At 62.2% G+C, this 25,561-nt stretch carries 25 protein-coding genes and 1 pseudogene; 8 read left to right on the plus strand and 18 right to left on the minus strand.

Annotation, left to right across the window (positions count from 1 at the left end; genetic code table 11):
* Positions 1-200 precede the first annotated feature (200 nt).
* Positions 201-1,331, minus strand: a complete 1,131-nt coding sequence (locus ACW9H9_RS08185) for a catalase family protein (protein ID WP_457342621.1) — start codon at positions 1,329-1,331, stop codon at positions 201-203.
* Between the two features lie 30 nt (positions 1,332-1,361).
* Complete coding sequence (locus ACW9H9_RS08190) at positions 1,362-3,170, minus strand: di-heme-cytochrome C peroxidase (RefSeq protein ID WP_457342620.1); 1,809 nt, start codon at positions 3,168-3,170, stop codon at positions 1,362-1,364.
* A gap of 246 nt (positions 3,171-3,416) precedes the next feature.
* On the opposite strand from ACW9H9_RS08190, the gene ACW9H9_RS08195 reads away from it, so the two are divergent.
* The 4 genes from ACW9H9_RS08195 to ACW9H9_RS08210 all read left to right on the plus strand — a co-directional run bounded on the left by ACW9H9_RS08195 (position 3,417) and on the right by ACW9H9_RS08210 (position 5,694).
* Complete coding sequence (locus ACW9H9_RS08195; RefSeq protein WP_457342619.1) at positions 3,417-4,139, plus strand: FKBP-type peptidyl-prolyl cis-trans isomerase; 723 nt, start codon at positions 3,417-3,419, stop codon at positions 4,137-4,139.
* A 298-nt stretch (positions 4,140-4,437) separates the two neighbouring features.
* Entirely contained in the window at positions 4,438-4,893 is a 456-nt protein-coding gene (locus ACW9H9_RS08200) for a YkvA family protein (RefSeq protein WP_457342618.1), read from the plus strand.
* 97 nt (positions 4,894-4,990) lie between these two features.
* Positions 4,991-5,326: a helix-turn-helix domain-containing protein gene (locus ACW9H9_RS08205; RefSeq protein WP_457342617.1), complete on the plus strand. Its 336-nt coding sequence runs from the start codon at positions 4,991-4,993 to the stop codon at positions 5,324-5,326.
* The gene (locus ACW9H9_RS08210) at positions 5,323-5,694 is read left to right on the plus strand and encodes a hypothetical protein (RefSeq protein ID WP_457342616.1); all 372 of its coding nucleotides are present in this window, start codon (positions 5,323-5,325) and stop codon (positions 5,692-5,694) included. Before ACW9H9_RS08205 ends, ACW9H9_RS08210 begins: the two co-directional genes overlap by 4 nt.
* 1 nt (position 5,695) lies before the next feature.
* On the opposite strand, the pseudogene ACW9H9_RS08215 reads toward ACW9H9_RS08210, so the two are convergent.
* Together ACW9H9_RS08215 and ACW9H9_RS08220 are read right to left on the minus strand one after the other, a co-directional pair.
* Positions 5,696-7,475, minus strand: a pseudogene (locus ACW9H9_RS08215) (bifunctional diguanylate cyclase/phosphodiesterase).
* A 118-nt stretch (positions 7,476-7,593) separates the two neighbouring features.
* Positions 7,594-9,675: a carboxy terminal-processing peptidase gene (locus ACW9H9_RS08220; RefSeq protein WP_457342615.1), complete on the minus strand. Its 2,082-nt coding sequence runs from the start codon at positions 9,673-9,675 to the stop codon at positions 7,594-7,596.
* A 138-nt stretch (positions 9,676-9,813) separates the two neighbouring features.
* Between ACW9H9_RS08220 and ACW9H9_RS08225 the strand changes: the two genes are divergently transcribed.
* Complete coding sequence (locus tag ACW9H9_RS08225) at positions 9,814-10,776, plus strand: zinc-binding dehydrogenase (RefSeq protein ID WP_457342614.1); 963 nt, start codon at positions 9,814-9,816, stop codon at positions 10,774-10,776.
* A 36-nt stretch (positions 10,777-10,812) separates the two neighbouring features.
* Here the strand turns inward: ACW9H9_RS08225 and ACW9H9_RS08230 are convergent, their stop codons facing one another.
* The 6 genes from ACW9H9_RS08230 to ACW9H9_RS08255 all read right to left on the minus strand — a co-directional run bounded on the left by ACW9H9_RS08230 (position 10,813) and on the right by ACW9H9_RS08255 (position 16,070).
* Complete coding sequence (locus tag ACW9H9_RS08230; RefSeq protein WP_457342613.1) at positions 10,813-11,466, minus strand: HAD family hydrolase; 654 nt, start codon at positions 11,464-11,466, stop codon at positions 10,813-10,815.
* Between the two features lie 30 nt (positions 11,467-11,496).
* A complete protein-coding gene (locus ACW9H9_RS08235; RefSeq protein ID WP_457374534.1) occupies positions 11,497-12,486 on the minus strand; it encodes an ABC transporter ATP-binding protein in 990 nt (329 codons plus the stop codon).
* Positions 12,483-13,283 (minus strand): ABC transporter permease, encoded by an 801-nt coding sequence (locus ACW9H9_RS08240; protein ID WP_457342611.1) that lies wholly within the window; start codon positions 13,281-13,283, stop codon positions 12,483-12,485. The genes ACW9H9_RS08235 and ACW9H9_RS08240 overlap by 4 nt, the downstream gene beginning before the upstream one ends.
* Complete coding sequence (locus ACW9H9_RS08245) at positions 13,270-14,106, minus strand: ABC transporter permease (protein ID WP_457342610.1); 837 nt, start codon at positions 14,104-14,106, stop codon at positions 13,270-13,272. Before ACW9H9_RS08245 ends, ACW9H9_RS08240 begins: the two co-directional genes overlap by 14 nt.
* A 5-nt stretch (positions 14,107-14,111) precedes the next feature.
* Entirely contained in the window at positions 14,112-14,918 is an 807-nt protein-coding gene (locus ACW9H9_RS08250) for an alkaline phosphatase family protein (RefSeq protein ID WP_457342609.1), read from the minus strand.
* An 84-nt stretch (positions 14,919-15,002) separates the two neighbouring features.
* Positions 15,003-16,070 (minus strand): ABC transporter substrate-binding protein, encoded by a 1,068-nt coding sequence (locus ACW9H9_RS08255; protein WP_457342608.1) that lies wholly within the window; start codon positions 16,068-16,070, stop codon positions 15,003-15,005.
* A gap of 350 nt (positions 16,071-16,420) precedes the next feature.
* Between ACW9H9_RS08255 and ACW9H9_RS08260 the strand changes: the two genes are divergently transcribed.
* Positions 16,421-17,134: a UTRA domain-containing protein gene (locus ACW9H9_RS08260; RefSeq protein WP_457342607.1), complete on the plus strand. Its 714-nt coding sequence runs from the start codon at positions 16,421-16,423 to the stop codon at positions 17,132-17,134.
* 1 nt (position 17,135) lies between these two features.
* Here ACW9H9_RS08260 and ACW9H9_RS08265 read toward each other — a convergent pair whose 3' ends face one another.
* From ACW9H9_RS08265 to ACW9H9_RS08300, 8 genes are read right to left on the minus strand one after another with little or no spacing between them, the layout of a single operon-like run.
* Positions 17,136-18,089 carry a metal ABC transporter solute-binding protein, Zn/Mn family gene (locus ACW9H9_RS08265; protein WP_457342606.1) on the minus strand — a complete coding sequence of 318 codons (954 nt, stop codon included), beginning with the start codon at positions 18,087-18,089 and terminating at the stop codon, positions 17,136-17,138.
* A complete protein-coding gene (locus ACW9H9_RS08270; protein ID WP_457342605.1) occupies positions 18,089-18,988 on the minus strand; it encodes a metal ABC transporter permease in 900 nt (299 codons plus the stop codon). Before ACW9H9_RS08270 ends, ACW9H9_RS08265 begins: the two co-directional genes overlap by 1 nt.
* Positions 18,985-19,731: a metal ABC transporter ATP-binding protein gene (locus ACW9H9_RS08275; protein WP_457342604.1), complete on the minus strand. Its 747-nt coding sequence runs from the start codon at positions 19,729-19,731 to the stop codon at positions 18,985-18,987. The genes ACW9H9_RS08270 and ACW9H9_RS08275 overlap by 4 nt, the downstream gene beginning before the upstream one ends.
* On the minus strand, positions 19,728-20,642 hold the full coding sequence (locus ACW9H9_RS08280; RefSeq protein WP_457342603.1) for a metal ABC transporter substrate-binding protein: 915 nt from the start codon (positions 20,640-20,642) through the stop codon (positions 19,728-19,730). Before ACW9H9_RS08280 ends, ACW9H9_RS08275 begins: the two co-directional genes overlap by 4 nt.
* A gap of 18 nt (positions 20,643-20,660) precedes the next feature.
* Positions 20,661-21,221 carry a DUF6162 family protein gene (locus ACW9H9_RS08285; RefSeq protein ID WP_457342602.1) on the minus strand — a complete coding sequence of 187 codons (561 nt, stop codon included), beginning with the start codon at positions 21,219-21,221 and terminating at the stop codon, positions 20,661-20,663.
* Positions 21,218-21,547: a hypothetical protein gene (locus ACW9H9_RS08290; RefSeq protein WP_457342601.1), complete on the minus strand. Its 330-nt coding sequence runs from the start codon at positions 21,545-21,547 to the stop codon at positions 21,218-21,220. Before ACW9H9_RS08290 ends, ACW9H9_RS08285 begins: the two co-directional genes overlap by 4 nt.
* Complete coding sequence (locus tag ACW9H9_RS08295) at positions 21,544-22,083, minus strand: thiamine pyrophosphate-binding protein (protein WP_457342600.1); 540 nt, start codon at positions 22,081-22,083, stop codon at positions 21,544-21,546. Before ACW9H9_RS08295 ends, ACW9H9_RS08290 begins: the two co-directional genes overlap by 4 nt.
* A complete protein-coding gene (locus ACW9H9_RS08300; protein WP_457342599.1) occupies positions 22,080-23,273 on the minus strand; it encodes a PepSY-associated TM helix domain-containing protein in 1,194 nt (397 codons plus the stop codon). The genes ACW9H9_RS08295 and ACW9H9_RS08300 overlap by 4 nt, the downstream gene beginning before the upstream one ends.
* A 250-nt stretch (positions 23,274-23,523) precedes the next feature.
* Here ACW9H9_RS08300 and leuC point away from each other — a divergent pair, with 250 nt between their 5' ends.
* Together leuC and leuD are read left to right on the plus strand one after the other, a co-directional pair.
* Complete coding sequence (gene leuC / locus ACW9H9_RS08305) at positions 23,524-24,945, plus strand: 3-isopropylmalate dehydratase large subunit (RefSeq protein ID WP_457342598.1); 1,422 nt, start codon at positions 23,524-23,526, stop codon at positions 24,943-24,945.
* On the plus strand, positions 24,942-25,556 hold the full coding sequence (gene leuD, locus ACW9H9_RS08310) for a 3-isopropylmalate dehydratase small subunit (protein WP_457342597.1): 615 nt from the start codon (positions 24,942-24,944) through the stop codon (positions 25,554-25,556). Before leuC ends, leuD begins: the two co-directional genes overlap by 4 nt.
* Positions 25,557-25,561 lie beyond the last annotated feature (5 nt).

The raw sequence follows: 25,561 nt of genomic DNA on the forward strand, positions 1-25,561 counted from the left end.
CGCGTGGTCAGGTGCTCAAAGCAGAACGATGCCGCGCCAAACAACGCGATCATTGAGAGCACGATGATGCCGAGTGTTGAACCTTCCACGATGATTTCCTACGGTGTGATGGGGTAGGAAGCCACGGTAGTCGGTGCTTATGGGCCTCTCAACCGACTCGACGCAAACCTTACGGCCTGCGCCGGGTCCATACGCAACCTTTACAGGTTACGGCTGTGGCGGTAGTCGCTGATGGCCTCGTACACCGCCTTGCGCAAACGGTTGATGCCGCCGATGGGGCGATGCGCGTCCACCCCGAACCAGGGGTTGAACGACTGGTTGTCACACGCCAGGTTCTGCGCCGGTGTATCGAAATCCTGCGGCGGCAGGGTGACGGTGGCGACGGTTTCGTAAGGCGCGTCGCTTTCCTTCCATTCGATGCTGGTGTCCTCGATCGGCATGAAGACCTGCGGGTTCTGCCGCTGGATCTGCAACACGAAGCAGGCCGGGACGCGGTCGGTGGTCAGTTGCTGGGTCAGGGCGCTGCGCAGGAAGTTGGGCAAGTCCTGGTTTTGTTTGGGCAGGGTGTAGGCGGGGCAACGCTGCGGGTCGGGGGCCACGCGGAACTTGGCGTTGGCGCTGCCGAACTTGTAGGGCGATACCGAAAAGTACGTGGTCTGGGTCGGGCTCGCCGGTGGCGGCGCGAGGGTGGCCAGGGCGATGAATAAGTGGCGCACCTGCCAACTGCGCGGGTCCAGGCTTGGGAAGAACGCGAGTACTTTCTTGCCGTCGGCCTGCGCCGATACGTTTTGCGCGTACTCGGCAACATCGCTGACAAAGAAGTTGGGGTGGCTGAACATCACAAAATCCTGTTCGGCCCGGGTTTGCTGGTCTGCCAGCAGCTGTTTGCCGGGCACGTCGAGCACTTTGATCGCCATGCCCCGGGCATCCCGGATGCTGTCGAACTGCGGGTACGCGTTGCCGTTGGACAAGCGCATCAGCGCCTGCCACTGCTTGCCCGGTTCGGCGAACACGCCCTGGCGCAACGCCGGGTCGAGGTCGGCCAGCACGGTGACCTCTGCGTTCACGCAGCCATGCGCCTTGGCATGGGCATCGCGCAGGTAGCGCGTGCCCTCGCGGTGTTGGTCGACGATGCGCACCGCCGTCTGGATGATGCCTTGGGTCATCGCTGCTTCTCCCGGCGGAACCTGTTCGTCGGGTGATACCGGCCCGCTGTGTCGCCAGGCAAACCAAAGGGTGGCGAGCAGCCAGCCCAGCAGGCCGAGGCCCACCAACCACAGCAACGTCTTGCCAAGCCATGCGCCGAGGCGCAGCCAAAGTCTTGCGAACATCGAATGATCCTTTTCAGTGAGGCTGATACGTCAGGGCAGTTGCTGTTCGAGCGGGCCGCCCAACACTTTCAAATATTCCAGCAGCGCCCAACGCTCCTGCGGTTGCAGGCCGCGGCCGATCACGCCGTTGCCCCGTTGGCCTGCACGGAATTCGTGGCCGCTGTTGTGGTTGCCGGTGATTTTTGTGTCGAACAGGAATGCGTTGGTAAACGCCTCGGTGCGATAACCCAGGTGGCGCGGGTCGTATTCAAAGCCGCCTTTATAGAAGGTGGTGGCGCGCTCATCCTGGGGCGACAGCAGTTGGTAGAGCGTCGGTACGGAGCCGTTATGCAAAAACGGCGGCGTCGCCCAGACCCCGGCCAATGGCCGCGCCTTGTACGCCCGCAGTTCACGCACGCCAATGGGCAGGCCGTAGCCGTCCAGGCGCGGGCGCTCGGCGGGGGTAACGCCGGCCGCACGGTAGGCGTGGTCCTCGACAAAGGCGGTGACATAAGCCAGGCCCTTGGCCACGGACAGGCTGTGCAAGTCCAGCGGCTCGCCCGGGGTCGGGTGCAGTTCGACGTTCAATCTTGCAAGCTCGGCCGGGTCCCATTGCAGGGCGCTGAGGTCGTAGCGTTGGTTGGCGATGTTGTCGGCAGTGCCGGGGTCAGTGCCGATCGCCTCCACCGGGATCATTTTCAGGGCCTTCACCGGGCGGCCGTTGACGGTCGTCACGTCTGGAACGTGGCAACCGGCGCAGTTCTCGATAAACAGTGCGCGGCCCTTGGCGGCCAGCGGTTTGTCGATGGCGCCAAACAAGTCCTCTGGCCAGGTGGGTGGCTTGAGGCGTTGCAGGGTTTCTTCCAGGGTATTGAGGTCGCGCACACGTACGCTGGACGGGTAGCGCGCGTCGCCCTTGAGCGGCTGGCCGGCGCTGTCGAAAAAGTCCAGCGTGGCGCCCACGCCCAGCGCCTCGCCGATGTTGCGCGCCATGGGCTGCTGCGCCGAGCCGTTCCATTGCACCCAGTCGAAGGTCCACATGTCCCACAGTTGGGGGTAGTCCACGGGCGCGTTGGCGACGCGGTAGTTGTCCGGCGAAATGGCGTCACCAAAGCTGGCGTTGGCGATGCGGCCAAAGGCGTCGGTGCGGCCGGGGCCTTCTTCGGTGGGGTAGAGGCCGCGGTGGGTGTCGTTCCAGGCGGTTTTGAGGAAGGTGTTCAGGGATTTTTTGAAGCCCTCGCGCAATTGCCGGTGCCCGGTGTCGTATTGGTCCCCCAGTACATGACGGGCGAACCGCTCGAATTTCCATGGGTTGTAATAGGTGGCCGCAAGGCTTGCGACCAGGGCCTGACCAAAACTGCCGCCGCGCAGGGTGGGCACGCTGGACGGCAACACATGCTGGGCCGAGCCGCCGTCAATGCGCAGGCCCTGGCCTTTGAAGTTGAGTTGGCCGGTGTGGCAGGCGGCGCAGGTGATGTCGAGAAACTCGTCGTTGCTGCCGGCATTTTTGTGCCGGGCGAACCCCACGGGCAGGTTGCCGGGGTTTTGCGCAGTGGGCACCTGTTTGGGGTCCACCAGGAAGCCGAAGCGCGCCAGGTATTCAGGGGTGGCAAAGCGTTGCTCGGAGAAGGGCAGTTCCAGGGCGGTGAACCAGTTGTAGTGCAGGCCTTTGACCTGGGTGCCTTGGGGGGTGAAGTAGTAGGTCTGGCGATCAGCCTCGCTCCATTGGGGCGGGTAGTGCACCTGTTCCACCGGCACGTAGGTCGGCAGTCTGGGGTTGATCACGTAATACAGCACCACCGCCAGGGCCAAGGCCAGCAGGGTTAGAAACAGCAGGAAAACACGGGAAAAAGTGCGCAAGATAACGATCCTTGTCGAGTTGTTGCAGTGTTATGCCACCCCGTCCGGAGGGCAGCAAGTGGCCATTTGCCTTGATTTGGTTGCGCGCCTTTCCGTAGGAGCGCTCCGATCGGCGTAAAAATGCGTTTAAACACGTGAACTTATCAGTATTTTCCTGCTCACATGCCGGTAGCCATTGGTCGTGGCCGCCTGATAAGCTCGCGACTTTACTCGAATGCCCTTTTGGCGCACGAACAAGGAAATAGCATGAAACAGCATCGGTTGGCGGCGGCGGTGGCCCTGGTAAGCCTGGTACTTGCGGGTTGCGATTCGCAAACCAGCGTAGAGCTGAAAACCCCGGCGCAAAAAGCTTCCTACGGTATCGGCCTGAACATGGGCAAAAGCCTTGCTCAAGAAGGCATGGACGACCTGGACTCCAAAGCGGTAGCTCAAGGTATCGAAGATGCTATCGGCAAGAAAGACCAGAAGCTTAAAGACGACGAACTGGTTGAAGCCTTTGCTGCGCTGCAAAAGCGTGCCGAAGAGCGCATGACCAAGATGAGTGAAGAGTCGGCGGCTGCCGGCAAGAAATTCCTCGAAGAAAACGGCAAGAAGGATGGCGTGGTCACCACCGCTTCCGGCCTGCAGTACAAGATCGTGAAGAAAGGCGACGGCGCACAGCCCAAGCCGACCGACGTGGTGACTGTTCACTACACCGGCAAGCTCACCAACGGCACCACCTTTGACAGCTCCGTGGATCGCGGCAGCCCGATCGACCTGCCGGTGAGCGGTGTGATCCCGGGTTGGGTTGAAGGTCTGCAACTGATGCACGTGGGCGAGAAGGTCGAGCTGTACATCCCGTCCGACCTGGCTTACGGCGCGCAGAGCCCGAGCCCGGCGATTCCAGCCAACTCCGTACTGGTCTTCGACCTGGAGCTGCTGGGCATCAAGGACCCTGCAAAAGCAGACGCAGACGCCACCAAGAAGTAATCGGCGCCTGACCACCCAACGCCCCGTTTCGACGGGGCGTTGTCGTTTCTGGCGGGCGTGTACGGATCCAATCGAACGGATGGGGTGCAGGGCAGTCTGATAAAGAACCCGCATACGGGTAGACGCACAATCGCTCCAAGTCAATGAATTATTGGGTTTTTTTATGTGCGCAAAAAACGCCCGATTTGAACGCAGCCCTTGTAATACAAGGCTTTGAGCCGCATAAAAGAGCTCTGTTCACAAGGTTATCCACAATTTGTGTGGATAACATTTTTGTTCACCTGGAACGGGAGTGACGATGAAAGCACCGTGGAATTTCACCCGCTTCCTGCCCATGGCCGCCCGGCTCCTGGGGCGCGGGCGCCTGCCCAGCCTGCTGTTCGCCGTGGCCGCCAAAGGGTCGAGCCAGGGAAACCGGCTGGGCAAGCTCAAGGATGATCTCAAGCTGCTCCAGGCCCTGTGCCTGGCCTACTGGCGGGGCGAGTACCGGGCCATCAGCCCCAAAGCGCTGATTTCGGTGGTGGCGGGGCTGATGTACTTTCTGAGCCCGATCGATGCGATTCCCGATTTCATCCCGGTGTTTGGCATGCTCGATGACATCGCCGTGCTGGCCTGGGTGATGAAGACCCTGGACGGTGAATTGAGCGCCTTTCGCGCCTGGCGTGAGCGCCAGGCGCCGGAAAAACTGGCCGTGGTAGAGCGCTTGCCCGCCACGGCGCAGCTGCTGGAACAAGAAAATCCGAAAAAAAACTGAACCTTGCGCACATCCCCCTGCGCTCTTTGTGGCTGTTAGGATTACACTTCTACGGAAATAGCCTACATAGAAAGTGTTGAGATCCTACGGGGCAGTCATGGATATTCAGATAATTTCACGGGATGGTGCGCCCGAATACGCGGTGTTGCCATGGGCTCAGTACCAGGCGCTGTTAAAAGCCGCCGGTCAGCAGCCAGCATCTGCGCCGTCCAGCGCGCCTGCTGCCACCGTCGAAGCCGCGTTGCGTCCCTTGCAGGACCTGCGCAGCCTGCGCGAGGCCAAGGGCCTGGCCATTGAGGTGCTGGCCCGTACGGTGGGCATCAGCCCGTCTTACCTGGGTTTGATCGAAAGTGGTGAACGCCAGCCGGACGCCGCGATTCGTCGCAGCCTGGCCTGGGAATTGGGCGTGCCGGGCTGGAGGGAAGAGCCATGAGCCTACGAATCAGCCGTCAACATTGGGACGGTTTGCTTAACGAGCTGGACCAGGCCCGCCGCCAGCGGCACCTGCTGACCTACCGCGCACTGCTTGAACGCCTGCAATTTCCCACCCCCGCCATGCAAACCCTGACTGCCGCCCTTGAGCACCTGGCGGCCCTGGACGCCAAGGCCGATCAACCGCTGCGCAGCTCACTGGTGATCAGCCAGGGGGCGAGCCGCCTGCCACGTACCGGCTTTTTCGAGTGCGTGGAGCGCCTGGGGCGCTTTTGCGGGCCGTCCGATGGCGTGGCGGCGGCGTCGTGGCACGCCTCGGAAGTGGTGCGGGTGTTTGAGTACACGTACCCGGCGTCGGCCGAGGCTTGAGTTATAAGGGCTGCGGCTCGGTCAGGCTCGATTGCAGGCTGTCAATCACATGAATGCTGTACCCCGGCACATGCTTGGCGTGGTGCTTGGCCTGCGAGGCCAACTCGGCCAGTTGGCTGGCATCCAGTTGTCCACAGGCCTGTGGGTGTAAGTGCACCACCCCGATGGACAGCGATAACAACGCAAACTCCTGACGCACACCCTGTCGATTCAGGGCTACAAAGCAGCCTGCCTCAAGGTGCTCGCTGCGGTAGAAACGCCGGCACTGGGTCTGGAAGTCGTCCAGCAATTGGGTGAGCCGCTTGCGCCAATCCTGCGGGCCCAACACCAACAAAAAATCATCCCCCCCCGATATGCCCCACGAAATCCCGCGTCGGGTCTACCCGGTCGTTGAGGCATTGCGCCAGGCACAGCAGCACTTCATCCCCGCGCCCATAGCCGTAGATATCGTTGAACGGCTTGAAGCTGTCGATATCCACGTAGCAGATCACCGATTCGCGCTGTTGCTGCAACAGGCGCGTCAGGCATTGCTGGATCGGCACGTTGCCCGGCAGCAGCGTCAGCGGGTTGGCGTAGCGAGCTTGTTGGATTTTCAGCTCGGTAATCAGCTTGAGCACGTCGATCACCCGCCCCAGCCCCAGGTAGTCGCCGTTGAGGGTAATGATGAAATCTTCTTCAATACGCTGGCGTGCACGGCTGGTGAGCAGGCGGCTGACTTGTTGCAACGACTGGTTCAGTTCCACCGCTAGAAAGTCATCGCTCATTAATCGGCTGATAGGTTTGCGGGCGAACAGGTCAGTGCCAAAAGGCTTGAGCAGCGCGTCGGACAGCGAGTGCCGATGGACGATGCCCACCGGGTGCCCACGCGTGTCCAGCACCGCCAGCGAATTGAGGTTGGCCTGCTGGCGAAACGCTTCGAGCACCTTGGCCGTGGCGGTGTCCTGGCCCACGGCGGGTTGCTCGTTGAGCAGGGCGCTGAGGTCACTGCCTTCTTCGTTGAGCGCAACGTTGGCATGGTCGGGCTTGGGCAGCATCAACCGTGCGTCTTGTGGCGGGTGTTCCTGCGGGCGGCAGAGCAGGTAGCCCTGGACCAGGTCGACGCCCATTTCGGTGAGCACCGCCAACTCTTCCGGCAATTCGATACCCTCGGCAATCACTTGGGCGCGGGAGGCCTTGGCGATGTGCAGGATGGAGCCGACGAATTCGCGCTTGAGGGCGTCCTGGTGAATGCCGTCGATAAAGTGCCGGTCGATCTTGACGTAGTCCGGGCGCAACTCCGACCACAACCGCAGGCTGGAATAACCGGCGCCGAGGTCGTCCAGGGCAATCGAGAAGCCCATGGCGCGGTAATGATGCAGCGCGGTTTGCAGCAATTGAAAATCGTCGGTGGGGGTTTGCTCGGTCAGCTCGATCACCACCTGGCTGGGCGGGATGCCAAAGTCCTTGAGCAACTGCAAGGTGCGGCCGGGCTGGTGGGCGCTCTCCATCAATGATTCGGGGGACACGTTGAGAAACAGCTTGCCCGGCAGCTGCTGGGCGCTGAAGCGTCGGCAGGCGCTTTCCCGGCAGGCCATTTCCAGTTCGCTGAGGCGCCCCGCGTGGGCGGCCACTGAGAACAGGGCGATGGGGGAGTGCAATGGGCTGTTGGACGGCCCGCGGCTAAGGGCTTCGTAGCCCAGGATACGTCGCTCGGAGAGGGAAACGATCGGTTGGAACAGGCTGTGTAAGCTGCCTTGAGCCAGAATTGAGCCCAATGCATTCAGCTGTTCGGTCATGGTCATGGTGATCTCGATCGAAAAAAAAGGACCGGAGATGTCGAGTCTCCGGTCCTTTATTTCACGACAGAATGATGTCTATTTGATGACGCTCCACGGGGTGTTCACATTAAATTGCCATCACTTACTGCTTGGCCACGGTCTTGCTGATCTTCAAGTAGTCCAGCAGGATCCGCCCGGTTTCGCTCAGGTAGGCATCGTCTTCTGGCTTGGTCTTGTCGGGCTCGGCCGGGATCGCATCTTCGTCTTCTTTCTTCAGCTCTTTGAGCGGGGCTTCACCCTTGGCCTTGCGGCGGGCGTTTTCCAGCACCAGTTGCTGATTTTCGATGTCGGTGTGCTGGGCACGACGATCCACTTCGTTGAGGCTGACGGTTTTTTCTTCCAGCAGCTTCTTGGCCAAGGCCAGTTTGTCGCGGATGAACACGAATTCGGCGTCTTTGGCCGAACGCGCTTCGTGGTCGGCTTTCAACTGCGCCAGGTACGGTTTGAACGGGTCCACCGCAGGCTTGATCGCAGGACGGATGGTGTCCCACGGCATGGCCTCGGGCAGGGCGCTCTCGCCGATTTCCTTGGTGTCGATGATCGACGGGAAGTCCACGTCCGGCAGTACGCCCTGGTGCTGGGTGCTCTGGCCGGAAACCCGGTAGAACTTGGCCAGCGTGAGCTTCAGTTCGCCATGGTTGAGCGGCTGGATGGTCTGCACGGTGCCTTTGCCGAAGGTCTGGCCGCCGATGATCAACGCACGGTGGTAGTCCTGCATCGCGCCGGCAAAAATCTCCGAGGCGGACGCCGAGAGGCGGTTGACCAGCAAGGCCATCGGGCCTTTGTAGAAGGCGCCCGGGTTCTCGTCTTCGAGCACGTCGACACGGCCGTCAGCATTGCGCACCAGCACGGTCGGGCCCTTGTCGATGAACAGGCTCGTCAGCTCGGTGGCTTCCTGCAAGGAGCCGCCGCCGTTGTTGCGCAGGTCGATGACCACGCCGTCGACTTTGTCTTTTTGCAGCTCGGTCAGGATCTTCTTGACGTCGCGCGTGGTGCTCTTGTAGTCCGGATCGCCTGCGCGGAACGCTTTGAAGTCCAGGTAGAACGCAGGCACCACGATCACGCCCAGCTTGTAGTCCTTGCCATCCTGCTTGAGGTTGAGGATTTTCTTCTGGACGGCCTGGTCTTCGAGTTTCACCGCTTCACGGGTGATGGACACGATCTTGCTGGTCTGGTCGTTAGGCGCGTTGGTGTGCGGAATCACTTCCAGGCGCACCACACTGCCTTTGGGGCCGCGGATCAGCTTGACCACTTCGTCCAGGCGCCAGCCGACCACGTCGACCATTTCCTTGTCGGCCTGGGCTACACCGATGATCTTGTCAGCCGGTGCCACTTGCTTGGTCTTGTCGGCAGGACCTGCCGGCACCAGGCGTACGATTTTGACCTGGTCGTTGTCGCTTTGCAGGACGGCACCGATGCCTTCCAGCGACAGACTCATGTTGATATCAAAGTTTTCCGCATTATCGGGCGACAGATAATTGGTGTGCGGGTCGTAGGACATCGCGAAGGTGTTGATGTAGGCCTGGAAGATGTCCTCGGCACGGGTCTGGTCCAGGCGCGCCAACTGGTTCTTGTAGCGCTTGGTCAACAGTTCCTGAATGGCCTTGGGCTCTTTGCCCGCGATCTTCAGGCGCAGCACTTCATCCTTGACGCGCTTGCGCCACAGGTCATCCAGCGCGGCTTCGGAGGTCAGCCAAGGTGCGTCCTTGCGGTCGACCAGCAAGGTTTCCTTCTGGGTGAAGTCGAACTTGTCGACGCCCTTGTCCAGTTCGCCGATGGCGAAGTCCAGACGCGCTTTGACGCGGTCCAGGTAACGCTTGTAGATGGTGAAGCCGGGCTGCAGGTCGCCGCTCTTGAGGAAGTCGTCGAACTGCGTCTTCCACTTGTCGAACTCGGCGATGTCGCTGGCCAGGAAGTAGCTGCGCGACGGGTCCAGCAGCTTGAGGTAGCTGTCATAGATGATCACCGAGCGGGCATCATCCAGCGGCGGCTTGCTGTAATGGTGGCGCTTGAGCAACTCGACAACGTTAAGGCTGGCAATCACCTCATCGCGATCTGGCTGAAGATTGTCCCAGCTGTTGGCTGCGAACGTATTGGCCGAAAACGGCAAGCTGCCAAGGCCAATGAATAGAGCGAGGGCGGTGCTGGGGAACAAATGCTTCATGCTGATTCGACGCGGGGGCAATTGATAACGCATATTAGGCCGTCTTTGAAGTCGCCGGTTCCGTAAGGGCCGGTCGCATAATGCAAAAAGCCCGGCGATACAGCTACGGGCTCAGTCCGGACTCACTATGGAGGCACTGTGAAAGCATTGCAAGGCGTTGAAGGTCATGTGGCGTGGGTTGATGAACCAAGTCCTACATGCGATGTAGGTCAAGTGCGCATTCGTGTCGCGGCAGCGGGCTTGAACCGTGCCGATTTATTACAGCGTTCCGGGCTGTATCCGCCGCCGCCGGGTGCCAGCCCGGTGCTGGGCCTGGAGTGTTCCGGGGTGATCAGCGAAGTGGGCCCGGGTGCGTCCTGGCAGGTGGGCGACCGGGTGTGCGCCCTGCTGGCCGGTGGCGGCATGGCCGAAGAAGTGGTGGTGGATGGCCGCCACGTGCTGCCGGTGCCGGAGGGTATTTCCCTGGCCGAAGCTGCCGGGCTGCCGGAGGTGTACAGCACCGCGTGGCTGAACCTGTTCCAGCTGGCAGGCCTCAAGCCGGGTGAAAAGGTGCTGTTGCATGCCGGGGCCAGCGGTGTGGGCTCGGCGGCGATCCAGTTGTGCAAAGCGTTTGGTAGCCCGTGCTGGGTCAGCGTGGGCTCGGCGGACCGCCTGGCGTATTGCGAGGCACTGGGGGCCCAGGGCGGCGTGATCCGCACCGACGGTATTGAAAGCCTGAAGGACTTTGCGCCGTTCGACGTGATCCTCGACCCGGTGGGCGGCAACTATGCGGCGCTCAACATCAGCCTGCTGGCCCGTGACGGGCGCCTGGTGTTGATCGGCTTGATGGGCGGGCGTGACGCGCAGATCGACTTGGCCCAGGTTTTGGGCAAGCGCTTGCAGGTGCTGGGTTCGACGTTGCGCAGCCGGGATGACCAGTTCAAGGCCGACCTGTTCAGCGATCTGAGCCAGCACGTGTGGCCCCTGTTTGCCGAAGGGCGCTTGAGCCCGCAACTGGCCAAGACCTTTGCCATCCAGGACGCCGAAGCGGCGTTTGCGGAGTTGGCCACCAACCAGATCGCTGGAAAGCTGGTGCTGGTGATCGACGAAAGCCTGGTGTGAGGCCCATCTCGGGCTTGCCCGCGATGGACGCCAGGTTCAGGTCCAGCTGTGAATGGGCCAACCCGCCTGTTCGGCATGCGCGCGCAGCACCGGATCCGGGTTGACCACCTGCGGGTGGTCCACCTTTAGCAGCAACGGCAGGTCGTTGCGCGAGTCCGAGTAGAAGTACGCGCCCTCCAGGCTCTCACCTTCTTGCGCCAGCCACGCCATCAAGCGCGTGATCTTGCCTTCGCGGTAGGTCAACACGCCCACGGTCTGGCCGGTGTAGGTGCCATGGGCGACGCCCAGTTCAATGCCCAGCACTTCGTCGATGCCAATACGGGCCGCAATCGGCGTGACCAGGTGGGTGCTCGAAGCGGAAATCACCAGAATCCGGTCGCCATTCTGGCGATGGCGGGCGATGGTACGGGTCGCGTCGCTGTAGATCAGCGGCTCGATCACGTCCTCGACCCAAGGCTCCACCAGGTGTTCCAGTTCTTGCGGTGTGCGGCCGATCATCGGCTCCAGGCTGAAGTCCATGAAGTCTTCCATGGCCAGCTTGCCCTGGCTGTAGGCCGCCATCAGTTCGTTGTTCTTGCGCATGAACGACTCGGGGTCTACCCAGCCCAGCCGACCCATCTGCTCGCTCCAGAGCGTGGCGCAGTCACCGTGGATCAGGGTGTCGTCCAGATCAAAAATTACCAAAGCCATTTCACGCTTCCTCAATAAAGTGTTGCAACCTCAGGCCACCTCGCAGAGCGCACTGGGATCGATGGACAGTGCCAGGCGTTGGCCGTCGGGGTACAGATCATCGGCGCAGCGGTTGAGCACGTCCACCACCAGTTCCACCCCACGCGCCTCGACGCGGTAGCGAATCACGTTGCCCAACAGGCTGTGGCTGCGCACCAGCGCGTCCAGCTCGCCGGTGCGGCTCAGCTCGATGGCCTCCGGGCGAATGGCGATGCGGCTGTGGACCTGGCGTTGCAGCAACTGGCTGGCCTTGTCGGCGTCCAGCAGGTTGTAGTTGCCGATGAACCCTGCGGCGAACACATCCACGGGAGCGGTGTAGAGGGTTTCGGCGTCGCCGCTTTGCACGATCTTGCCCTGGTTCATCAAAAAGATGCGGTCGGACATGGTCAGCGCTTCTTCCTGGTCGTGCGTCACAAAAATAGTGGTCAGCCCCAGTTCGCGCTGGATGTGACGGATTTGTTCACGCAGGTGCTTGCGAATGCGCGCGTCGAGGGCCGACAGCGGCTCGTCGAGCAGCAGCAGGCGCGGGCGCGTCACCAGCGAGCGAGCCAGGGCCACGCGTTGGCACTGGCCGCCGGACATCTGGTGCGGGTAGCGCCCGGCGAGGTCTTTGAGCTCCACCAGTTGCAGCACTTCCTGCACACGTTTATGGCTGTCGTCGGCGTTGACCTTTTGCATGCGCAGGCCAAAGGCGAGGTTTTGCTCCACCGTCATGTTGGGGAACAGCGCGTAGCTCTGGAACACCATGCCGATGTTGCGCTTCTGCGGGCTCAGCGGGACGATGTCCTGGCCGTCCAGCAGGATTTTCCCGCTGTCCACCGGGGTCAGGCCAGCGATGCAGCGCAACAGTGTGGACTTGCCGCAACCGGACGGCCCGAGCAGGGTGACGAACTCACCCTTGGCGATCTCGCAGTTGATGTCACTGAATACCGGGGTGCCGGCGTAGCCTTTTTGCAGGCGTTGGACGTTGACGAAGCTCATTGGCTTTTGTCCTTGTTCAAGATGTTGGCGGCCCAGGTCAGCACCAGCACGAAGAAGAAATAGGAGATCACCAGCGCACTGGTGAAATGGCCGCTGCTGTTGCGCATGTTGTTGAGGTACACCTGCAGCGTCTCGTAGCGAGTGCCCACCAGGATGTTGGCAAACACGAACTCGCCGAACAGAAACGAAAACGACAGCAGCAACGCCACCATCAGGCCCTTGCGCAGGTTGGGCAGCACCACCAGCAGGGCGGCCTTGAACGGGCTGGCGCCTAGCAGTTGGGCGGCGTCCATCAGGTCGCGCAGGTTGATGGCTTGCAGGTTGTTGGTGATGGCCCGGTACATGAACGGCAGCGCGATGGTGAAGTAGCAGCCGATCAGGATCCACGGCGTGCCCACCATGGCGAACGGCCCCGAGCCATACAGTTGCAACAGCCCCACCGACGACACCACCGGCGGCACCGCGAACGGCAGCAGGATCAGGATGTTCATCAGCGCGTCGAGCTTGGGAAAGTGGTAATGCACCACAAACAGCAGCGGCAGGATCAGCACCACCGACAGGATCAGCGCGCCGACACACACCAGCAACGATTGACCGAACGCATTCAAAAACCGCGGGTCACTCCACAGCTGCATGTACCACTTGAGGGTAAAGCCTGAGGGCAACACCGTGGCCGACCAACTGCTGGCAAACGAATAGACCAGCGTGCCGAGCAACGGCAGCACGAGGATGGCAAACAGCAGATAAGCCACTACCCGGTGGTAGAGGGCGGCCGAGCCGGGTTCAGCGCGAGACATGGTAGCTCCTCTTGAGCAGCAGTTGATGGACCACGGTCACCACGGTCATCAGCGCCACCAGCACCACGGCCAGGGCGCTGGCCATGTTCGGGTCCAGGGAAATATCGCCGGACACCATGGCGGCAATGCGGATCGGCAGCACGTTGAAGTTGCCGGTGGTCAAGGCATACACCGTGGCGTAGGCGCCCAGGGCGTTGGCCAGCAGGATCACAAAAGTGCCCAGCAGGGCCGGGGTCAGCACCGGCAGGCCGATGTGCCGCCAGTACTGCCAGCCGTCCGCGCCGAGCAGGGCCGCCGATTCGCGCCAGTCTTCACGCAGGGCGTCGAAGGCGGGGTAGAGCAGCAGCACGCCGAGGGGGATCTGAAAGTAGGTGTAAAGGATGATCAACCCGGTCTTGGAATAGAGGTTGAAGTCCTGAATGATCCCGGCCTGCTTGAGCATCAGCGTGATGCTGCCGTTGAAGCCCAGCAGGATGATGAAGGCAAACGCCAGCGGCACACCTGCAAAGTTGCTGGTCATGTTGGCAAACGCGGTGACGAAGTTGCGCAGTGGTGAGTCCACCCGGCGCAGCGAATAACTGCCGAGCACCGCGATGATGATGCCGAACACGCTGGAGTAGAAGCTGATCTCCAGGCTGTACTGGATCGCTTGCAGGTAGAACTTGGAGCTGAAGATCTTGGTGAAGTTGGCCAGGCCCCACCCGGACTCTTCCGACTGCAGGCTGCTGATCATCACCCAGGCCAGCGGCGCAATTTCAAACACGATAAAAAACACGGCGAAGGGCACGAGGCACAAGGCCGCCAGCCACTTGCCACGGGTCATGGAATTCACTTGAGCAGCTCCCGGCATACAGGTTTGTCATGGGGGACACCGAGCAGCTCGCAGACGGTGCCGCACAGATCGGTTTGTTGGGGCGCGGCGTGGGCGTCCAGGCTGAACGCATCGCCCAGCACGAACAGCGGCACTTCCCGTTCTTCGGGCAACAGGCCGTTGTGGGAGCGGTCATTGTTCATGCCGTGGTCGGCGGTCACCAGCACCTGGTAGCCCGCCTCGAGCCAGCCTTGCAGGTAGTCGGCCAGGATGATGTCGGCCGAGCGGGCGCTGTTACGGTATTGCGGGGTGTCGAGGCCGTGCTTGTGGCCGGCGTCGTCGATGTTCATCGGGTGCACCACCAGAAAGTTCGGCGCGTGTTTGAGGCGCAGGCTTTCGGCGTCGGCGAACAGGTGGGAGTCGGGGTAGTGGTCGTTCCAGTAGAAATGACCGTGCTGGATCGCCAGCGCCTTGTCGTCGGTGTGCCGATCGCGGGCGGCGATGAACGGGCTGCGGTTGTACAACTCGCTGACCCAGTGATAGGCCGCCGCCGCCGTGCTAAGGCCTGCGTCGGTGGCGTAATGGAAAATGCTGCGCTGGTTGGACAGGCGCGAGACATGGTTGTGCACGATGCCGCTCTGAATCGGCGGTACGCCGGTAAGAATGCATTCGTACAACGGGCGGGACAGGGCGGGCAGTTCACATTCCAGTTTGTACAGCGCTGCGCGTCCTGCGCCGATATAGGCCTGCAAGTGCCCCATGGCGTGTCGGGCAACCTCAAAGTTCAGGCCGTCGAGCACGACAAGGATGACGTTGTGCTTCATGGGGGCTGGCGCTCCGCAACAGAGGGGGGTTGAAACAAGAGCGGTGTGGGCGCGCGCAAGCCCGCGCCCACACCGGGTAAAGCCTTACTGCATATTGATGATGACTTCTTCCTGCCACTTCTGCGGCAGCGCCTTGGAGGTCTTCTCCCAAGCGTCGGCGTCTTTGATTGGGGTCACCTTTTTGTACTGCTCGTTTGGCAGCAGCTTGGCCTGCACGTCGGCGGGCAGGGTCAGGTGCTCGGCACGAATCGGACGGGCGTTACCCTTGGCCAGGTTGATTTGGCCAGCGTCGCTGAAGATGTATTCACGGGTCAGCTTGGCCGCGTTCGGGTGCTTGGCGTATTTGTTGATGAGCGTGGTGTAGCCGGAAATCACCGAGCCGTCCGACGGGATCAGCACTACATAGTCATCCGGGTTGGCCATCTTGGCCTTGTAGCTCAGGCCGTTGAAGTCCCAGACCACACCCACTTCGACTTCGCCTTTTTCCATGGTGGCGATGGTCGGGTTGGCCAGCGACAAGCGGCCTTGCTTGGCGATGTCGGCAAACATCAGCAGCGCAGGCTGGATGTTTTTCTCGTCGCCGCCGGTGGCGAACGCGGCAGCCAGTACGCCGTTGGCGGCCTGGGCAGCGGTGCTGACGTCACCGATGGACACTTTGTATTTGCCGGTCTTCAGGTCTGCCCAGCTCTTGGGGGCTTCGGAGCCGTGCAGCAGCTTTTTGTTGACGATGAACGCGATGGTGCCGGTGTAGGCCAGCGCCCAGTGGCCGTCCTTGTCTTTGGCCCAGTCAGGCACTTGGGCCCAGGTGGTGGGCTTGTAGGGCTGGGTCACGCCTTTTTTCTCGGCGATGGGGCCGAAGGCGGCACCGACGTCACCGATGTCGGCGCTGGCGTTGTCTTTTTCGGCGTCGAACTTGGCGATTTCCTGCGCCGAGCTCATGTCGGTGTCGATGTGCTTGAGGCCGTAGGTCTTGGCCAGGTCTTCCCAGGTGCCTTTCCAGTTGGCCCAGTCATCGGGCATGCCCACGCTGTTGACTGCACCTTCCGTCTTGGCGGCGGCCTCGAGGGTTTTCAAATCGGTATCAGCCGCCATGGCGGCGGTGCACATGGCGATAGTCGAACCTAACAGTGATGCCAGGAAAAGCTGTTTCATCCGAAGCTCCTTTGGGCGTTTTCAACGCTGCGTTTTTTTAACGTTTGCGGTGGTGTTGGTCTAGGTCAGCAATACCTGAGCCAATTTAGGCCAGGTGGATGACAGTTTCATGTCGGTGTCGTTTTTAAATCAGTTGTGTCGTTAAGCGCGAGGTAAGCGTAGACCATGCCAAAGTGCCCGTAAGTACTGGACTTGGCCGATGTATTGCAGCGTATTCGGCAGGCCGTCGACACCCGCTGTCATCTCTCGGTCATGTGCGATGCCTAGGCTTGCACGCAGTAGAAGGGGCACCGAGGAAGCGCGTTCGCTGCACTTCGATGGTGCTGGTCTAGTCCAAATGAGTAACGTTGATGCGCGATGAGGCAACCAAGGCAGTGACCACCATAGGCCAGGCGCTGCAAGAGCAGATGGGCCATGGTTTATTGCCGCCCGCCAGTAAATTGCCGGCCGAGCGCAAGCTCAGCGAGTTGTTTGGTACCACCCGGATTACCGTGCGGGAAGCCTTGTTACAACTGGAGGCCCAAGGGCAGATTTATCGCGAGGAGCGGCGTGGCTGGTTTGTTTCACCGCCCCGGCTGGCCTACAACCTGATGCAGCGCAGCCACTTTCACGCGATGGTCAGCGCCCAGGGCCGGGAGCCGTCCACCGAGGTGATTTCGGCGCGGCTGCAACCGGCCTCGGCGGCGGTGTGTGCGTGGTTGCAGTTGCCAGCGTTGTCCAGCGTGATCCAGATCTGCCGCAACCGCAGGATCGACGGGCGCCTGGTGTTGTACGTGGAGCACTACCTGAACCCGCAGTATTTCCCCGGGATTCTGGAGTGTGATTTGAATCAGTCGATTACCGAGCTGTACGCCCGCCTGTATGACCTGCATTACGGGCGGGTGCGTTTCGAGATCGTGCCCACGTCATTGCCGGTGGAGGCCGCCGCCGCGTTGCGGGTGTCGGCGGGCAGCCCGGGCTTGCGCATTGCCCGGGTCAATTATGACCAGCATGAGCGCCTGATCGACTGCGACCTTGAGTTCTGGCGCCACGATGCCATTCATGTGGGCGTGGACGTGGTGTGAGTCAACGGGCGAGTGCGCTGATGACCTGGTCCACAGTGCTCGCCAATGCTTCCACCGGGTCGTCACCGTCGGTGCCCAGCACCTGCAACGTCGCACCGCCTGCGCTCACGGCGGACTTCACCGCTTCTGACGGCTGGCGGTGGTGCAACACCACTGCCACGTCGTTGTCCTTGAGGGTGGCACTCAATTGCTGCAACGCTTGAGGCGTCCATTCGGTGTCCGGGCGTGCATCGGTGCTGACCAACTCCAGGTTCAGGCTGCTGATCAGGTAGCCGAAGTGGTCACTGAGGCTGACCACACTCACGTTGTCGGCCTGGGCCAGCCGCGTTTCGCTGCTGGCGTTGAGCTTGAGCAGGCGCTGCTTGAGGCCTGCCAGGTTGGCATCGATACGGGGTTTGGCCGCGGGCGCCAGGCGGCTCAGGTCGGCGGCCATCACATCGGCCATGCGCCCCAGGTTGTTGCTCGACAGCCACGGCTGGCTATTGAGCCCATCGGTGCTGCCCGGTTGCAGGGCGATGCCGGGCAGGGCGCCATCCACCGGGCGCGCGGCGTCGATTTCGACGATGCGAATATTGCTGCGCCGGGCCACCGGGTACAGCGGGTCATCCGGCCACAGGGAGCGCACGCCCAGGGTGGCGTCGGCGCCTTGGGCCAGTGTGCTCAGCGCCTGCGCGCCGCGCCCGGTGAAATACGCAGTTTGCCGCGAACCCGGCAAGTTGGCGGGCGCTGCACGTTCAAGCACAACGTCGGTGCCGTTGAGCAGCACCTGTGCCAGGCCATACGTGATGGGCAGCGACGCCAGCACCGTCACCGGTGTGGTTGCCCGGGCCTTGGCCAGCGCCGCGTGGCCGAGGCCCGGGCTGCCGACAATCTGCAGCTTGTTGATGCCGTCGGCGGCGAGCGCCGGGGTGCTGATCACCAGGGTCAGCATCAGTGGTCGAAAAAGCCAATGCATTATCCAAAATTCCCTTTGAGGCTGGGCACCGTGCCGCGTGCGATGGCGGCGAGGGCGAAGGCGATACCGGCAACCAGAATGATCGCGGCACCGGACGGGATGGGCAGGTCGAAGACGATCGGCAGCAGGATGCCGCACAAGGTGCTGACCGTGGCGATCACCACCGACACCCAGAAAAACCCCTTGAGCGACTGGCTCAACAACCGCGCCGCCGCCGCCGGGATCACCAGCAGCGCACCCACCAGGATCGCGCCGATGACCTTGACCGCCGCCACCGTGATCAGCGTCACCAGCACCACAAACAGGTAATCCAGGGCCTTGACCGCTACCCCCCGCACCGCCGCCAGTTGTGGGTTGAAGCTGGCCAGCATGATGCGGTTGTACAGCGGCAAGGCCAGCGCCATCACCAGCGAGCCGACCACCGCCAGCACCAGCAGGTCGTTGCCGTTGACGGTCAGCACCGAACCAAACAGCACGTTCTCCAGGATGTGCACGTTGATCTTGCCCGCCAGAATCAGCAGCAGGCTTGCGCCCAGTGCCAACGACACTGACAGGAACACGCCGATCAAGGTGTCTGGCGCCAGGCCGGTGCGGTTGCGCAAGTAATTGAGCAGGATGCCGAACAGCAGGCAGTAGCCAAACAGGCTGCCATACGGCCCGGTATAGGGTTCGCCGAGCAGAATGCCCACGGCCACGCCGGTCAGTGCGGCATGCCCGACCGCTTCGGAAAAAAACGCAAAGCGTTTCACCACCACCAACGTGCCCAAACCGCCCAGCACCGGGCCAATCAACAGGCCCGCCAGCAGGGCGTTGACCACAAAGCCATAGGCCAGCGCTTGGGGCAAATACCCGGACGAGGCCCACCCCTGGATTATCAGGCGAAATGCTTCATAGCTCATAAGGCCGCGCTCCGGGGATGGGTGGAAAACAGGCTCAGCAGACGGTCCGGCGTGAGCGCCTCTTTGGGCGTGGCATCGAACAGTACGCGGCGGTTCAGGCCGGTGACCCGGTCTGCCAGGCGCCCAACGGCTTCAAGGTCATGTTCGATCCACAGCACGGTGATCCCCGCGCGGCGCCAGTCCACCAGCAACCGCTCGAACACCTGGATCCCCGCTTCATCGAGGGCCGACATCGGTTCATCCAGTACCAGCAACTGTGGTGCCGGGATCAACCCCTGCGCCAGCAGCACCCGCTGGCGTTCACCACCCGACAAGGCGCCCATGCGCCGTTTGCGCTTGTCTTGCATGCCCACCCGCTCAAGCGCCTCGCCGATCGCCGCCGCGTAATGGCGCGACAGCCCCAGAAAGGCTGGCCGCCGTTGGCACATCGCAGCCATGAAATCGTCGACGGTCATCGGCAGGCCGCGGTCGAACTCCAGCGCTTGGGGTACATAACCGATGGTGCCGACAGCCTCTGGCCAGTGCAGCTTCAATTGGCCCTGATGCGGCGTTTGCCCCAGCAAGGTTTTGATCAGCGAGCTTTTACCGCCGCCATTGGGGCCCACCAGTGCATGCACGCTGCCGGGCTGTACCTGGAAACTCACCGCTTCGAGGATCACCGTGCGGCCCAGGGTCAATGAAACATCGCTAAAGTCGAGGGTCGGGCCAACGCAGGCCACGTTCAGGTGCTGCGCCGCCGTCATGCCCCCGACTCCTGAATCGCCCGCACCACCGTGTCGAGGTTGCCGGTCATTTCCACTTCGTACTTTTCAGCGCTGTATTCACCGTAGGAAATATGCGACAGCGGGTACAGCTTCACCCCGGATTCGCGCTGGATGGTGTCAACGTACGTGGAGGGGAAATCCATCTCCGAGAAAATCACTTTCACGTCCAGTGCGCGCAACTCATCGATGGTTTTCTTCAACTGGCTGGGGCTCGGTTCGATGCCGTGCGCGGGCTCGACCACGGCGGTGACTTCCAGGCCGAACTCGCGCAGCAAATAGTCGTAGGCCGCATGCACGGTGGCCACGCGCAGGTCCGGGTTGGGCGCGCGGGTCAATTTGGCCAGGGCGTCGGCGCGCATCTGGCGCAGGCGCTTGCCGTAGGCGCGGGCATTCTGGGTGTAGGTCTTGGCGTTGTCCGGGTCCAGCTTGCCCAGTTCGCGGGCGATGTTGTTGACCTGGGCAATGGACGCACTGATGGACAAGAACGTGTGCGGGTTGACCACCTTGCCCGCGCCACGGGCGGCGTTGCCGGTGGCGGCCAGCAGCGGCACGTTGGCATTGGCTTCGATCACCGGGATGTCCGGGCGCTCACTGGTGGCGATCATGCGGTCGGCAAAATCATCGTGGCCCACGCCGTTGAGCACGATCACATCCAGGGTGCCAATGCGCTTGATGTCTTCGGCGCGTGGCTCGTAGGCATGGGGGTTGAAGCCGGCCGGAATCAGCGGCACCACCTCGGCCTTGTCGCCGACGATATTGGCCACATAGCTGTAATACGGGTGCAGGGTAATGCCGATGCGCAGGCGCTTGGCCGAGTCGGCGCTGGCCAGAGGCGCCAGCAGCAGGGTGAACAGGCCTACCAGCAGCAGGCGTAACAAGGGCGATGACATAGATGAGGCTTCTCTTATTCAGTGACGGTGCTGGCGGGTGACGCCAGCATCGAATTGCGTGACCACTTGCTGCCAGCCCGCAGCGATCAGCGCCGCGTCGGAAAGGTCAGTGGGCGCGGCAAGCGCGTCGCGGCGGTTGAGCCAGACATCCGGTTCGTTGCCGCTGACCCGCATCAGCACCGAGCCGCTGAGGGCGGGCGTCTTGCTCAGCCCCAGGTAGGCCGCGTCCAGCAATTGCCAGCGGTGGTCGCCCCGGCTGACCGAGCTGGCGTCCTGGGCAAAGGGCGCGAAGCCTTCTTCTGCCAGTTGTGCGGGGGAGGGCAGCGCGTGTTGTTCTTGCTGCAACAGCTGGATTTCATCCAGCGTCACCCGCAGGTCAGCGTAGAGGCCTTGCTCGGCAGCGCTTAGGTCGCGGCGGGCGTCCAGTTGATGGCTGGGCACCACCCGCTCTTCCTGGCGTTCACCGTGCAAGGCCACCACGGCGCCTGCCGCGACCAGAATCACCAGGCACAGCAGCAACACGTAGAGGGTTTCGTGCCCGGCACCGGCCGGGCGAACAACCTGGGTATGGGTGGTCATTGGGGCTGGATATCCGCTTGGTCGATCTCGACGACGTGGCCGGGGCCTGCGTCGAACAGCACATAGAACTCGGTGGACGGTTTCTTGAACGTCAGCGTCGAGTCTTCGCCCAGCTTGCCGGGCAGCAGGATGCTTTCGTCGTAGCCGATCACGTCCAGTGTCACGCCGGGCGCGCCGCTGCCATCGGAAAAGCCGCCGGTGCATTTGACTTGATCGCCCGCGACTTCCTTGCATTCACACATCGGGTTGTGGGCCAGGGCGACAGTACTGAAACCGGCGCAGAGGATCAGCGCGCCACAGGCGCGGGTCAGGCGCGACAACGTCATGGTTTGACTCCTTGTTTGTTCAGCCAGGCAATCGTGGCAGGCGAGGCCTGGCTCAACGGGATGGAACCCTGGTGCATCGTGCCGTCCCAGCCTTCCATGGTGATCCACAGTTCGGCGTCCAGCGGGGTGCGCTCAGGGATGGACAGGGCGGCGCCCATGCGATAGGGCGTGCCAAAGAACAGCACCCCGGCGGCCCGCAGGCTGCGGGGCTTGCCGATGCGCAGGTAAGTGGCCTTGACCTGATCGGTGCAGGTGGCGCACAGGGCAGCGTTGAAGAACTTCATCGGGCCCGCCGGGTCGGGGCGTGGGCCTTCATCACGAAACTCGGCGAGTGTCAGGTGCCAGGGCCCGACCTGCACGTCACCGACCACGCGTTCGCCAATACCGGTGTCGCCGCGAAACAGCGCGGCTTCGGAAAAGTACTTGGGCATGAAGCCCAGCGGGATCAGCAGCAGCAGGATATTGATATGGAACCGCCATTTGAGCCACCAGGCCCGCAGCGGCGAGGGGGTGGCTGCACTGATGACCTTGCTCATGGGTGAGCCTCCTCTGCTTCCAACTGCCGGGCCTTGGCCGGGCGGGGCGCTTTGGCGCTGCGCTTGAGGGCGTTGAGGGTGGCCAGCGCCGTGCGTTTGCTCCAGATCAGCAAGCCGCTCAACACCATCAGGCTGAGCACCAGGCCAAAGAAGAACCAGATCAGCTTGACCCAGATCCCGCCAAAGTCGCCGGTGTGCAGCGGGCGCATGGACTCGGTGACGAACTCCAGTTTCGAACGGTCGGCCAGCAGGTGCGAGGCGGCTATTTCACCGTTGTAAGGGTTGATTTCGGCGGTTTGGAACATCAGCGGATACCAGCCGCGCCCCCCGATGCGCAGGTGGCTGTAGGCGGTGCTGGGCAGCAACACAAAACTGGCCTCAAGGCCCGGAATGCGTTGGGTGGCGATGTTGATGGCATCGTCCACGGGGATCATCGGCGCCGGTACGCCGGGGCTCGACAGGGGTACTTTTTCCCGGGCAATCGCCGGGACGATGGGCTCGCTGGAGATGGTGATCTGGTTGTCGCCCAGGATGGCTTGGATCAAAAACCAGGTGCCGGTAATGGAAATGACGGCAATGAACCAGATGGACCAGATGCCGCTCAGCCGGTGGAAGTCGCCCCAGAAAATGCGCGCGCCATGGGTCAGGCGCAGCGTGGGCTTGAAGAACCCTTTCCAGAACCGCTTGTACACCACCAGCCCCGTGACCAGGGAGGCCAGCAGCGGCAGGCCCAGGATCGACACCAAGTACCAGCCCCAACTGTAGCCATTGGTGAACGGCACCAGCCACCACCCGTGCAGTGCGCGGGTGAACCGCTGGAAGTTGAAGGCCGGGCTGATGCCCTGGAGCGCGCCGGTGTAGGGGTTGACGTACACCTCCACGGAGCGCCCGCCGGGGTAGCTGAGGTCGACGGTCAGCGCAAAATGCGATTCATCCGGGCGGGAAATCGACTCGACGATCGCCTGGGGTTCGTCGCGCTTGAGGGCGGCGATCACCTGGTCATAGCTGAGCAGCTCGGCATCGTGCGAAGGCTTGCTGGCCCGGATATCCGGGTTGGCCAGCCAGACAATCTCCTGGCTGACCACCGCCAGGGTGCCGGTCACGCACACGATGAGTACAAAAAACCAGATGGGCAAGGCCAGCCAGCTATGGACGAGAAACCAGAGTTTTGAGCGTGACTTCTTGGACATGTGAAAGCGGATTCTTGATCGGAGGGGGCAATGGAGGCCCGGAAAAGGCCGGTCGTAGCTTTTGCTGACGCGACGGGCTGTATCTAAGTTAAGACGGATGAGAATGAGAAATCCCTAAGGGGCAAATGAAAGAAAATGTTTCAAATTGCCGGGATTGAACACGAAACATGTTCTGAGCCATCACCCGGGCGGGATTGATGGCACCGCCGCGCTGCGTAGGATGGAGGCATACCGTTGAGTGAGCCTAATAATGACGACTGCCAGAACCCTCTACGACAAGCACATCGATTCCCACACCGTGTGCCCCCTGGATGACCAGGGCCATGTCCTGCTTTATATAGACCGCCAGGTGATCAACGAATACACCAGCCCCCAGGCCTTCAGTGGCTTGCGTGAAGCCGGTCGTAACGTGTGGCGCCCGGGCACCGCATTGGCGGTGGTCGACCACGTGAACCCCACCACCCCCCAACGCATAGCGACCATGCCCGACGCGGGCGGTGCGCGGCAGGTGTCGTACCTGGCGGAAAACTGCCGGGATTTCGGCATCGAGTTGCTGGACATCCTCGACAAGCGTCAGGGCATCGAACACGTGATCGCCCCCGAACAGGGCTTCATCCTGCCGGGCATGGTGATTGCCGCCGGTGACAGCCACACCACCACCTACGGCGCGCTGGGCGCGTTCGGCTTTGGCATCGGCACCTCGGAAATCGAACACCTGCTGGCTTCCCAGACCCTGGTCTACAAGCGCCTGAAAACCCTGCGCGTGACCGTTGACGGTGAGCTGGCGCCGGGCCTGACCTCCAAAGACGTGATCATGGCGCTGATCGGCAAGATCGGCGCCTCCGGTGCCACCGGCTATGCCATCGAGTTCTGTGGCTCGACCATCGACGCCTTGAGCGTCGAAGCCCGCATGACCATCTGCAACATGGCGGTGGAAGCGGGCGCGCGCGGCGCGTTCATGGCGCCGGACGAAAAAGTCTTCGCCTACCTCAAAGGCAAGCCCCGCGCACCCCAGGGGGCGCTGTGGGAGCAGGCCCTGGTGGGCTGGCGCCAACTGCACAGCGACGCAGGCGCGGTGTTCGACCTGGAAGTGGCGCTGGACGCAAGCGTGCTGGAGCCCATGGTCACCTGGGGCACCAGCCCCGACCAGGCCGCCCCGATTGGCGCCCGTGTGCCCGACCCGCAAGGCGTCAGTGACTTGATCCTGCGCCAGGACATGCGCCGCGCCCTCAATTACATGGGCCTGGAAGCCGGCATGCCGTTGAGTGAAATCCGCATCAGCCACGCGTTTATCGGCTCCTGCACCAACGCCCGAATCGAAGACCTGCGCGACGCTGCCAGCGTGGTGCGCGGCAAACACGTGGCCGACCACGTACGCGCCATGATCGTGCCCGGCTCCACCGAAGTGCGCGACCAGGCCGAAGCCGAAGGGCTGGCGGCGATCTTTATCGAAGCGGGTTTTGAATGGCGCCAGTCGGGCTGTTCGATGTGCCTGGCCATGAACGATGACGTGCTGGCGCCGGGCGATCGCTGCGCCTCCAGCACCAACCGCAACTTCGAAGGCCGCCAGGGGGCCGGTGCACGCACCCACCTGATGAGCCCGGCCATGGTCGCGGCCGCTGCCATCACCGGCCGCCTCACCGACATTCGCCACTTTGGAGATCGCACATGAGCCAGCAGCCTTTCACCCAAGTCATCGGCAAAGCCGCACCAATGCTGGCGGCCAATATCGACACTGACGTGATCATGCCCAAGCAGTTCCTCAAGGGCATCGACCGCAATGGCCTGGACCGTGGCCTGTTTTTCGACCTGCGCTTTTTGCCGTCGGGCGAGCCCAACCCGGAGTTTGTGTTGAACCAACCGGCCTGGCAGGGGGCGAGCTTCATGGTGGTGGGGCCCAACTTCGGTTGCGGTTCCAGCCGTGAGCATGCGGTGTGGGGCTTGAAGCAGATGGGCATTCGCGCGCTGATCGGCAGCAGTTTTGCCGGGATTTTCTATGACAACTGCCAGCGCAACGGGGTGTTGTTGATCACGCTGGAGGAGGCGGTGGCGCAGCAACTCGGGCAAACCGTCAGCCACCCGGAGCAGGCGCAGATCAGTGTCGATCTGGAAGATCAACAGATTTGCCTGGCGGACGGCCAGGTGATCCCGTTCCAGATCGATACCCTGCGCAAGACCTCGCTGCTACTAGGGCTGGACGCCATCGGCACCACGCTGCAACGCAGCGAGCAGATCAAGGCGTTCGAGCGCCAGCACCTTCAAGCCAACCCCTGGCTCAGCTGATGGGG

The organism is Pseudomonas sp. SDO5215_S409 (assembly GCF_054071325.1).